Source organism: Actinomyces urogenitalis (assembly GCF_002861525.1).
In the GTDB taxonomy this organism is placed as follows: Bacteria; Actinomycetota; Actinomycetes; order Actinomycetales; family Actinomycetaceae; genus Actinomyces; species Actinomyces urogenitalis.
On the sequence record NZ_PKHA01000019.1, the window covers coordinates 1 to 11,208 of the forward strand.

General features: G+C 67.3%; 7 protein-coding genes. 6 read left to right on the top strand and 1 reads right to left on the bottom strand.

The window, feature by feature from the left end:
- Window positions 1–578 (bottom strand): transposase (locus CYJ26_RS10400; protein ID WP_476692199.1); only part of this gene is annotated, 578 nt, incomplete at its 3' end.
- Between the two features lie 783 nt (window positions 579–1,361).
- Here CYJ26_RS10400 and CYJ26_RS10405 point away from each other — a divergent pair.
- From CYJ26_RS10405 to CYJ26_RS10430, 6 genes are read left to right on the top strand one after another with little or no spacing between them, the layout of a single operon-like run.
- Window positions 1,362–2,990, top strand: coding sequence for a choice-of-anchor M domain-containing protein (locus CYJ26_RS10405; RefSeq protein ID WP_040319496.1), 1,629 nt, complete (start codon window positions 1,362–1,364; stop codon window positions 2,988–2,990).
- Complete coding sequence (locus CYJ26_RS10410) at window positions 2,975–4,636, top strand: anchored repeat ABC transporter, substrate-binding protein (protein WP_244902080.1); 1,662 nt, start codon at window positions 2,975–2,977, stop codon at window positions 4,634–4,636. Before CYJ26_RS10405 ends, CYJ26_RS10410 begins: the two co-directional genes overlap by 16 nt.
- The gene (locus tag CYJ26_RS10415) at window positions 4,633–5,628 is read left to right on the top strand and encodes a choice-of-anchor M domain-containing protein (protein WP_006548149.1); all 996 of its coding nucleotides are present in this window, start codon (window positions 4,633–4,635) and stop codon (window positions 5,626–5,628) included. The genes CYJ26_RS10410 and CYJ26_RS10415 overlap by 4 nt, the downstream gene beginning before the upstream one ends.
- Window positions 5,625–6,347, top strand: a complete 723-nt coding sequence (locus CYJ26_RS10420; RefSeq protein ID WP_006548148.1) for a metal ABC transporter ATP-binding protein — start codon at window positions 5,625–5,627, stop codon at window positions 6,345–6,347. Before CYJ26_RS10415 ends, CYJ26_RS10420 begins: the two co-directional genes overlap by 4 nt.
- Complete coding sequence (locus CYJ26_RS10425) at window positions 6,344–7,222, top strand: anchored repeat-type ABC transporter permease subunit (protein ID WP_006548147.1); 879 nt, start codon at window positions 6,344–6,346, stop codon at window positions 7,220–7,222. The genes CYJ26_RS10420 and CYJ26_RS10425 overlap by 4 nt, the downstream gene beginning before the upstream one ends.
- Entirely contained in the window at window positions 7,219–10,248 is a 3,030-nt protein-coding gene (locus CYJ26_RS10430) for a choice-of-anchor M domain-containing protein (protein ID WP_006548146.1), read from the top strand. Before CYJ26_RS10425 ends, CYJ26_RS10430 begins: the two co-directional genes overlap by 4 nt.
- Window positions 10,249–11,208: the final 960 nt, after the last annotated feature.

Consider the following 11,208-nt stretch of genomic DNA (forward strand, 5'->3'; position numbering starts at 1 on the left):
CCATTCGTGATGGGGGTCAGGTCGATGATCACGGTGACGTACTTGTCACCGCGGCGGGTGCGGCGCCACACGCGCTCATCCACCCCGACCACAGTGACACCCTCGAAACGGCGCTCATCGTCGATCAGCACCCGCTTGCCCTCAGTCACGATCGCGTCGTTCGCGGTGTTCCACGCGACCCCCAGACCCGCGGCGACCCGCGCCACCGTCAAGTGCTCGCACACGATCCCCTCAAGAGCCCACCGCAGCCCGCGCCGCGACAACCTCGCCCGAGGCTCGCCCGCCTTGCTCGTACCCTGACGCCACACGTGTCCACACCCCGTGCACCGGTACCGGCGAATCGTCACCTCCGACACGGTCGGCCGCCAGCCGATCGGCTCGTGCGCCAAGCGCCGCACCACGGTGTCACGCGGCTTACCCTCACAACCGCACCGGCGACACCACTGATCAGGATCGCGGACCCGGCACGCCAGCACCGCACGGTCCGGCTCAAGACGTTGCCCAGTGACCACCAGGCCAAGCTCATCCACACAGCACAACGTGGTCACATCGGGACGGCAGAAGGTAACGCCAGGCATGTCGAGGTCTTCTGGACGGGCGGTGTAGGAACTCCCATCATCAGGGGACCTCGACCCACACCACCACAAGACACCCCACCCACCCCTACACCCTCAACCGTGAAGAGTCCCTTTCGCGAGGGTGGGTTCGGCGGATCCGGGCGCACCGGACTGCATACCCCGCGCGTGCGGGGTCTCATCGACGACGGCGCCGTGTCGTCTCCCTCATCGTGCCGCGTCCCCGTCCTCGTCGGGAAGGAGCACCCGCCCGCCTGTGGACGACGGCGGAGGGGAGGCGCGCCTGTGGACGGAAGTCTCCTCCGTTACCGCGCCCCATTGCAGCGCATCAACGAGGGCGCAGCCGCGCGCCGACCTCGCCTCAGGCCGTCGGCCCGCGCCTCGCTCTGGAGGAGAACGCGAATAGGAGCGCCTAGATGTCGCGCTCCCGCTCGGGGCGCTCGCGCCGGTACGGATTCGCGTTGAGGGCGGTGACGATGAGCCCCCAGTAGAGGCCGAGAAGGAGCGGCCACGTGATGTACGCCGAGAGTTGCGCGTCCACAACGCGAAGGCCGCGAGCGTTGTGAAGTAGACAAGCAGGGTCTTCGACATCCGCGCCTGCACACGCGTCTTGAGGGCTTCCCACGAGTAGAGCACGGCATCCCTCCCCTTCGACGGCATCGATGGGTCTACCTGCACCCTCGCTCGCAGCGGACATGATCCGGACCTCACGCGCGAGGTCGCGCGCTTCACGAACAACCCTGTATGGTAATGCAAGCCATTCTCATTATCGCTAGAAGGTTCGTCATGCGCGCCACCCACCGCGGGATTCATCCCCTCCTCGCCCTGTTCACCGCGCTCTTCACCCTTGCGCTCTTTGCTACGCCGACGATCGCCACGCCCGCCCCACAGAGCGGAGAATCAACGACGAAAGTGCTCCTCACCCGCGGGCATGCCGACGTCTTCGCCCTCGTCCCCAACGGGCCGACGATCTCCCTCGTCACCAAAGAGGACGTCACTACCCCGGGCGCGCCGACCTACCACAACCCCGCAAAGCTGATCCTCGGCGTCACCGACGCCGCGAAGACGAGCGCGACCGAAAAGATCGAGGGCGTTGGAACCGCCGGCTACGCACTCCCCCAGTCCGAGAATCCCGCGCTCCTATGGCCCGGTTGGGACTCGAACGCCCTCGCACCTCTGCGCCCAACCGCGATCCGCCTCGTCATCGACGAGGTCTCCGGGCCTGGCCGCATCCTCCTGTGGCGCTCGGCTGCATTCGGCGCGACCTCCCCGATCTTCGAGCAGGGCTCCCTTGAGGCCGCTCCCGGGCGCTCGATCCTCCAGAGCGCACCCGCCCACGAGCACGCGAACTGGCTCTTCACAGCCGCGGGCACCTACTCTCTCACTCTCCACGGCGAGGTCGATACCCCCAAGGGGCGCCTCGTCTCCGACCCGGCCGCCTACACTTTCGCCGTGGGCGCCACCGCGATCGCGCAGGCCACCCCCGGAGCGTCGGCTCCCGTCGAGCCGTCGACGCCCAGCACCGGATCGACCCCGCCCCCCGCGCCAGCGCCTCAGTCCACCGCCCCCCAAGCGCCCGTACAACCAGCCGCCGAGCAGTGCCTCCCCACCCCCGTCACCTCGAACGGGAGTGGTACGGCAGTCGGCGGATCCCACACGATCCGCGCGAACACCCACGTCCACCCAAACTGGGTTTTCACCGCCCCCGGCGTCTACAAAGTCTCGATCACCCAGACCACGACCCTGAAGTCCGGTGCCCGCGTCTCGACTTCCGACATCCTCTCCTTCAACGTCGGCGGTGCCGGAAACGCCGACTCCGGCCACTTCGACATCGGGACGAGTGCCAGCCCCTCGTCGATCTCCATGCTCGTCAAAGACGACCGCTCGCAGCCCGCGCGCTGGGTCGCCCCTTCCTCTCTCGTCTTCGGACTTGGCTCCGCAGCCGAGACGACTGCACCCGCCGGTATCGAGTTCATCGCGAAGCAGGGTCAGAGGATCTGGATGATCTCCTCAAGCCAGGTCCCCTCCGTCCCGTGGCTCGGCGCAAACACGATGCACCCCAGCCTCTTCGCCCGCACGACCGGCGATGTCACCTGGACGCTCAACGGTGTCTCCGGCCCCGGTTCACTCGCCGTCTTCGAGTCCGGCAACTTCGGCTCACTCGTCGGCACCCGCTGGTTCGGCGGCATCGGCTCAGGCTCGACGACCGTCTACGTCGGCCGCACCGCCGACGGGCGCCCCTGCGAACTCGACCAGGCGACGATCGATCGTCTGCGCGCCGAGGGTAAGATCGTCGATGGCTCGGCCCTTCCCGGCGGTCTCGCGACGACCGGCGCGCGCGCCGCCATCCCGGTCGCCCTCGCCTCGCTCCTCGCCCTCGCTGGGCTCGCCGCACGACGGTGGGCAAGAAGGTGAGGCGCACCCGAGCGCGTCGCTCTGGGAGTGCCTTCGCGCTCTCCCTCCTCATCGGCGCTTCTTCGCTGCTCCTCGGCGCGTGTGCCCCCGCCCTCGCGAACGGCGGAGCCTCTGCCGAGGAGACTCCCGGCGCGCGATCAGAGTCCGTTGCACCTAGCAGTGGCGATGTGGCCGATGACGGGTCGCAGCCTCGGATCGTTGCGACGACGCCGATCATCGCCGATCTCGTGCGCGCGGTCGCCCCGCGAGCGCGCATCGCGACGCTCGTCCCCGCAGGCGTTGATCCGCACTCCTTCGAGCCTTCGATGGCGGCCCTCCGCGACATCGCGCACGCCGACATCGCTTTCTCCAACGGGCTGCTCCTTGAGCAGAGCGCACTCACCTCCTCCATTGACGCGAACCTCCCAAAGGGCGCCCAGCACGTCGCTCTCGGCGAGGAGTCCGTCCCCTTCGGTGCGCGTCCGATTCCCCTCGTCGAGGATCTCTCTCTCGCGACGATCTGGCTCGGGCTGCGCGTCGACGGACGCGCCTCAACCGACTCGACCGTCTCCTTCGAAGCAGTCTCGGCGACGGGCCCTGGCGACCTCGCCGCCTTCACGACCGGCACCTTCGGTGAACCGCGCCCGTGGATCGCCTCGAAGGATGGGATCGACTCGAACGACCGCGTCGAGCTCCCGACTAACGCTCACACCCACATGTCGTGGGGTTTCACTGATCCCGGTGTCTACTCCCTCTCTCTGCGGGCGACGCTCCACTCGCCGACGGGCGACACTCCGCTCGGTGAAAAGACTCTTGTCTTCGCCGTCGGCATCGACCCGCACTCCACCGGGCGGAGCGTCCTCGACTCCGGGCACGCCGATCTCACCGCGAAGCTTGAGGGCTCGATGACCCTGCGCGCAGACGCCCCCGCAGGCGACCTCGACCCCGACCGGATTGTCATCGCCGTCCCGGACACGACGACGACCACGATCCCCGACAACCGGTGGCGATTCCTCGCCGAACCCGGTGCCTCCGCTCGAATCCTCGCCCAGGCCGTGATCGGAACCCACGTCCACGGTGAGATCGACCCGCACATGTGGCACGACGTGAAGAACGCCATTGCCTACACTGACCTAGTCGCCGAGCGCCTCGCAGCCCTCGATCCCTCGCACGCGGCCGAGTATCGGGCGAACGCCACCGCCCGCGACGCCGAACTTGAGGCCCTCGACCGGTGGATCCGCGAAGTCGTCGCCACCATCCCTGAGAAGAGCCGTGCCCTCGTGACCGCGCACGACTCCTTCGGTTACTACGCGAAGGCCTACGGGCTGCGGATCGGTGGGTTTGTCGCACCGAACCCGTCCCTTGAGCCCTCGGCTCTCCAACTCGCCAATCTGACGCGCGTCCTTGAGCAGACGCCAGCCGCCGGAGTCTTCCTCGAACCAACCTCCCGCTCCCACCTCGGCGAGCTCGTCGCACTCGCGCACACGACCGGTAAGTCCGTCTGCTCGCTCCACTCCGACACGCTCACGGACGAGGTTCCCACCTACCTCGACCTCATGGTGTTCAACACGCGCTCGATCAAGTCCTGCCTCGACCCCGCCTCGCTGCCCGCCTGGCCCTTCGAGTCGGAGGCACCCATCCCGAATCTCACCCGAGGAGACCAGTGAAACTCACGCTCGCACTCGCGCTCGCCGCCACGGCTCTCATCGCCGTTGCCCCCGCCTCGCTCGCCGCAGACACGACGACGCAGGACCCTTCCCTCACCCAGGTCGTCGAGTCGAACGAGACCGTCGCCCCCGAAGGTACGCCTGTCGAGATCTCCGCCGGACACGTCGATCTCGGACCGAAGTTCCTCGACGGCGCGTGGACCTTCCTCGCCCGCGACGACTCTGATCAGACGCCGACCTGGCGCCACCTTGACGACGTCGTCCTACGCGTCTCCGACGCCGCGAAGCTCGAACTCCCCGCCGACGACCAGTACTCTTTCATCTCGGCGAACGGCCCGGTCTGGGCCGTCCCCCAGTCCGAGATCGCCAACGTCGTGTGGCTCGGCTGGAACACCCAGGACCCCGAGGTCGTCGGCAGACTCGCCCAGGGCGCGACCCTCGTCTTCGAGGGACACGAGGGCGAGGGGGACTTCCACGCCTTCGTCCAGGCCGGAAACTTCTCCGGCCCCCAAGAGCTGTGGAACTCGACGAAGCCGAACTCGCAGCCGATCCACGTTGACGCAAACACGCACACCCACGCGAACTGGGTCTTCACGCAACCGGGGATCCACCTCATCCGCCTCAGCCTCCAAGCCCAGCTCACCGACGGCACCACCGTCGAGGACACCCGCGTCCTCCGCTTTGCCGTCGGGGACGCCGCCGACGCGCAGAAGGCGCTCGAAGCCCAGTGGACTGTCTCGAACGCCCCTGAGGCACCCGCTCCCGTCGACTCGCCGTCACCCCTCGACCGCTCGACCGTGCTCCCGCTGTGGATCGCCGCGGGGCTCGGCGTTGCAGCCCTCGTCCTTGTCGCGCTCGTCCTCTTCGCCCGTCGCCGTGGCCACGAGCGCGAGCGGGTCGCTGAAAGGATCGTCGAGGGCGGGGCTTCCGGCTCCATCGAGCCGAAGCCGGAAGCGTCTGATGATGCCGACGACCGGGGGTCTCAGCGATGAGCCGCGCACTGGAGGTGTCCGGCCTGCGCGTCGACCTTGGCGGGCGGACGATCCTTGAGGATGTGTCCCTTCGGGTCGACGAAGGCGAGCTTGTCGGCCTCATCGGACCGAACGGGGCTGGCAAGACGACGCTCATGCGCGCGATCATGGGACTCGTCCCCTACCGCGGGAGCATCGAGGCGAGCGGCTCGGTCATCGGCTACGTCCCGCAGCGCCAGGACCTCGACTGGAACTATCCGATGAGCGCCGCCCAGCTCGTCGCGACCGCCTTCACCGGGCGACGTCGCGCACCTCGAGGCGCGGCGCGCCTTGAGGCCGTCTACCGGGCTCTCGATGCGGTCGGCATGTACGCGTACCGCAACCGGACGATCAACGAGACCTCGGGCGGTCAGAAGCAGAGGATCCTCGTCGCCCGGGCGCTCGTTGCCTCGCCGCGTCTGCTCCTCCTCGATGAGCCCTTCACCGGGCTTGACCACCCGAATCAGGACGCGCTATCGCGCCTCTTCGTTGACCTCACCCGTTTAGGAGTCGGAATCCTCATGTCGACGCACGACCTCGGGCAGGCCGTCGATATCTGCCACCGACTCGTCATGCTCAACGGGACCGTGAGGGCCGAGGGCGAGCCCTCCACCCTCTGCTCGCCGGAGCCGTGGATGGAGACCTTCCGCGTCTCTAAAGACTCCGCGCTCCTGCGCTCCCTCGGGATGGTGCGCCGATGAGCCTCCTCGACTTCCTCTCCGACCTCGCAAACCCCTCGCTCGCTTTCCTCCCAAGGGCGCTCCTCATCGCCGTCCTCTCCTCACTCGTCTGCGGTCTCGTCGGCGCGCACGTCGTCTTGCGCGGACTCTCCTTCGTCGGCGATGCACTCTCACACGCCGTATTCCCCGGAATCGCGATTGCCTTCGCGCTCCAGGGGTCGATCCTCCTGGGAGGAGCCGCAGCCGGGATCCTCGTCGCGATCCTCATTTCCGTCTTCTCCCAGAACCGCCGGGTCGGCGAAGACTCCGTTATCGGCGTCTTCTTCGCTGCCGCTTTCGCCCTTGGCCTCGTCGTCGTCGCTCGAACACCCGGCTACACGGGGTCCCTTGAGTCGCTCCTCTTCGGGTCGCTCACCGGCGTGACGAATACCGATGTTCTCATTTCCCTCGGGGCGTGCGTCGCGATCGGCATCGCCCTCGCGGTCTTTCACGACCGGATCGTCCTCGTCAGTGTCGACCGTGATTTCGCGATTTCGACGGGCCTGCGCGTCGGGCGCATTGATGTGCTTCTCCACCTCGCCATCGCGACTGCCGTCGTCGTCTCCATCCAGACGATTGGGAACGTCCTCGTTCTCGCGCTCCTCGTCGCTCCCGCGGCGACCGCGCGACTCCTCACTGACCGTGTCGTCCCCATGATGCTCATCGGCCCGGCCATCGGCGCCGTCTCTGCCTTCCTCGGCATCTGGGCCTCCTGGTCGCTCGACATCCCCTCGGGCGCGGCGATCGTCCTTGTCGCGACCCTCCTCTTCGTCCTCGCCCAGCTCCTCTCGCCCGGGCGCGGACTCCTCCTTCGCGCCCGACCGGCGGCGCAGACCACAGAAAGGACACTCGCATGAGGACCCTTCCGTTCACCGGCCTCCTCACCGCGGCCGCCCTGCTCGCCACACCGATACTCGTCGCGCCCACGGCGCACGCAACCCCGTCAGAGACGGTCTCTCCCACGGACTACGCCTCAGGCCCGACCAACGCCGAGGCCTCGCCCTCCTCCCCCGGAGCGCCTGACGATCCCGAACACCTGCCCGGAGAGGCCGGCTACGGGGACCTCGTGCCCGCCGACCTCACGGTTCCTGCGGGCTCTCCCGGCGCCGACCCGGAGGCGACCCCCGGGCCCGACGGTCGCGTTCCCCACGTGTGCGCTGGCCGCAAGCTCCTCCATCACGCGCACGTTGACGCCGCCTACGTCACCCGTGTCGACCAGACCTTCACCGTTACCGTTGTCGACGGGCGCAAGGTCGTCAAGGACCCGAACTCCGTCTGCGTCCGACTCGCCCCCGACGCGCGCTCCTCCGACTCCCAGGAGGTCTCGCGCATGGTCGTCCCCTCGGGTGGCCTCTTCGACTTCATTGGTAAGCCCGGCGACATCGTCTGGCGCGCCCCTCAGGAGCAGATCGATAACTGGCGGTCCGTCTGGGCTGGCATCGGTGCCTTCGACACGGCGCACGAGGTCGCCCAGCCCGAAGGGATCCTTCTTGACGAGGTGAAGCTCTCGATCGCGAACTCCTCCGGGCCTGGAGCCGTCGAGGTGTGGCGCACCGTCGGCACGAATTCTCTGACCCGAGGGCTCTCTTCCGACCCCTCGCTTGCGCCACTCTCCCTCCAGGCTGGCTCCCACGGCCACTGGAACTGGACCTTCTCGAAAGCGGGCGTCTACCGGCTCGACATGGTTGCTTCCTACACGTCCACCTTGTCCCAGAGAGCCGTTAATTCCTTGCCCTCGACCATCACGTGGCTCGTCGGCTCTGACGACGAGGTCGGCCTGCCCGAAGGCACCACGACCTCCCTCACGCCGATCAGAACGACCGCCGAGCAAGTGAAGGAGAAGATGATCGCCTCCGGCGAGCTCTCCACCGAGGAGACGCCCGCCGAACCCGAGCCACCCTTCACCCAGGCCGAGGCCCGCAAGCAGATCGAGGCACTCTTCGGCTCTGCCGCGAAGGCGCCAGCCTCGCCCTCGTCCCCCTCCCACTACGTCTACACGGGATCTTTCAAAGACGATGTGCGGGCTGGCATGCCGATCAAGCGAGTGACCCTTGAGGTGAGCGCGAACGGCAAGCCTGTCCCCGGGGAACCGATCCTCGAGATCCCTGACTCACTCAAGCAGACAACCGCCGACGGCGACCGCTGGGTTTTGCCTGCCTCCGGCGAGCACGGATCGCTCGGATTCGACTTCACCGGAATGCCCGCCGATTTGCGCTCCGGGCCAGCCGTTTACTCCGTCGACACCTTCGACGGCCCCAAGGGCGGCCGCTACATCGCGGGGACCGTCACCGACGGGGCGATGAACGTCACCCTCGATACGACGCGCGACCCCAACCGTGGCTTCACCGTCGATGCAGCCGCAGTTCCCCTCGCCCACGTCTTCACGAAGCCAGGCGTCTACACCGTCGGTTTCAACATCGAGACGCGCGACAAGGACGGGAACTTCTCCTACAAGTCCCGCTCCGCTCACTTCGTCGTTGGCGATGCTGCGATCTCGGCGCTGCGCGCGATCACCGCGGAGAACAACGGCGAGACGCCCTCACCCTCACCCTCGCCGAACCCTGCGGACCCGGGTGCTGACGCGCCGCCGAGCGGTGGCGCTCAGCCCAGCAATCCCTCGACACCCGATCCCGGCGACTCGGCGATCCACATCATCACCGAAGGCCACATGGATCAGGCGATGTCCCTGAAAGACGGAAAGGCGGAAGTCTTCGTCGATGACACCGCCGACCCGCGTCACCCCGTCCACCGTGCCTCCGGAACCTTCGCCTACGCCGTCCCCGACTCGACGCATGCGAAAATCCCCGCCGGCGCGAAGGGCTACAGCGAACTCGCCGCTGCGGCGCCCGAGGGCGTGTGGAGCCTGCCCGAGACCCAGCTCGAGGGTATCCCCTGGGTCGGCTTCTCAACCCAGCGGGTCGACTACTCGCAGCTCTCAAGCAAGGGCGTCGAGGTTGCGATGAGGAACTTCACCGGCCCCGGTCGCCTCGTCACCGGTATCTCCTCTCTCTTCGAGGGATTCACGCCCCGACTCGACTCGACGAAGCCCGACATGGTCCTCCACTACCTCTTCGGGTCGCACGATCACCAGGCTTTCTACTTCACGAAGCCTGGGCGCTACTCGACCGACTTTGTCTACACCGCGCACCTCGCCGACGGCTCCACCATTGAGAAGACGCTCCATGCGATCTTCCTCGTCGGCGACGAGGCCATCAAGAGGGGCGCTGAGCCAGACCCCGCGCCCGCACCAAACCCGGAGCCTGCGCCGAACCCGGAGCCCGGCGCACCCCTTCCCATCGACGAACTCGTCGCGAAGCTTAACGCCGAGTCCCACCAGAACTGGACGAACCCGAACACCGGTACGCACCGGCCCAGCCAGCCCGCGCCGGGCACCTCCCCGTCAACCGGATCACCGTCCACGGGCTCCCCCTCAGCAAGTGCGAGCACTCCGGCCTCGCTGATCGGGAACCCGACCGCGGCCGGCGCGCGCCTCGGAGAGGGCGCCGGACAGACCGGGACCCCGGTGAGCGGTGGTTCGACCGCGGCCGGCGCGCTGCTGTCGTCGAACTCGGCGGCTGGCGCGGGGGCGGCGAGCTCCGACTCCGACGCATCGGGCGCTTCCAGCGCCGACGGCTCCCAGTCGAGCGGCGTCGAGGGTCTGGACTTCGCGGACTCCGCGCAGTCGGGAGCATCCACGACGCGGGCGCTCGCCAAGCCCACTGCCCCCGTGAGCGCCCTGCTCAACCCCGAGCGCGGGTCCGCCTCGTACGGGAGTGGTTCGGACTGGTGGCAGTGGGTTCTCGTAGGAATCTGTGGCAGCGGACTCGTCGGAGCGGGCGCCTGGGCGCTTCTCCTGCGCAGGCGCGCATCGGTGGGCAAGTAGAGTTCACTGACGCGTCTCCCGGATCAGCTAGCCAGCCCCTGACTGAGTGGAATGCGAGCGGCGGCTCGGACCTTCCCGGTTCGAGCCGCCGCTTCGTCGTCTACTTCTTCGTTTGCGCCTCCGCCTACTTCTTCATCCGCACAAACCGCTAGCGAACTCGGCGCTGGCACTGATTTTGTGATGGCGCTGACTCTGACTTTGACTTTGAGTCTGACTTTGGCACTGGCACAGGCACAGGCTCCACCCGCCTCCGCGTCCCCCAGGCAACACTGGCTCTCCTTTGGTCGAGCTTCTCCCGACGCATTTCAGCCGTCGCGCGTGGGATTAAGCCCGTCTCCGTAGTGGCCGTGGGTTCGCGTCCTACGACACGAGGCGCCTGCAAATCCAGACCCACAGCCCCGACAAACGACCAACAGGGTCTTCGAAGTCAGCGCATGCCCCAACAGCGAAGGATCACAGCACACTTACACCACAAACCGGGACTTGACACAAGACGCCGTGCCCCGCTGTGGTGGGCGGAGCACGGCGCGTTGTGTGGTCTGGCTGGATTAAGCGCGGCGACGCCAGGTCACATACCCACCCGCCAGCAGAAGCAGGGCACTAGCACCCAGCAGAGTCATATCCGCTGAACCTGTCTTGCCTAGCCCACCGTGACCGTGCTGAGCCTTTGACGTAGCTGACGGCTTCTTCGTTTCATCAGACGGTTTCGTCTCATCAGGGGGTTTCGTCTCATCAGGGGACTCTGGCTTAGGCTTGAATGCTAGATCAACTGTGAACACTACGTTCCCGTCGCCATTCACCTCACAAACAGCACCCTCTGGACACTTAAGCGGCTCTTCACAGTTGAGGGTGTAGTTGGGGTCTGAAGCCGCCTGCTTCGAGGAGAGATCGGGCGATGTAGTTGGTCAGGTTGCGCAGTCCGAGGGCGGAGCCTCGTAGGTGCTCGAGGCGTCCGTTGAT